We start from the raw sequence: 566 nt of genomic DNA on the forward strand, positions 1-566 counted from the left end.
CTGAACTACCTGAAACAGCATCTTTGATTGAGGCGGCCTATAACACAGCTCTTTCCATTCCATCGAGCATTGCAAACTTGCTCAAAGATACTGCATCTTCAGCGTTTTACAGCGTTCTGTACGAAAAACTGCAGCGTTTAAATCTTCCCTCAGCACTATTAAGCGTAGCGAGCACCCCGCTAAATAAGAAAGTCTCAAGCAAGCGCGTCAGCGACAACTTACGCTTGTCGTTCTCTTCTATTCGCACACTCCGACAAGAGCTAAATAATGTCACGACCAACGACATTCTTATTGGAGTCTGTGCTGAGGCACTTCATAGCTACCTAAAAGATAATAACGCTCTTCCGAAGGCTCCGCTGATTGCACTTTCTCCAATCTCAGTGCGCTCAACAAGCCTTACGTATAAATCTGGAAAACAACTCACTGCTAGTTTGTTTTCGTTAATCACCAATGAATCAAACCCTATTCGTCGAATTCGCCAGATTCATTCGATGGCCACAAGTTCAAATCATTATGACGACGCTATATCTGCGAACAGACTAACCGAGCTTGTACCTAGCAATATG

Annotated in this window: 1 pseudogene; it reads left to right on the forward strand. The window is 44.0% G+C overall.

Annotated features, from left to right (window positions below):
• A pseudogene (locus A3739_RS30205) lies at positions 1–566 on the forward strand (wax ester/triacylglycerol synthase family O-acyltransferase); the annotation flags it as partial.

This window comes from Oleiphilus sp. HI0067, assembly GCF_001635735.1.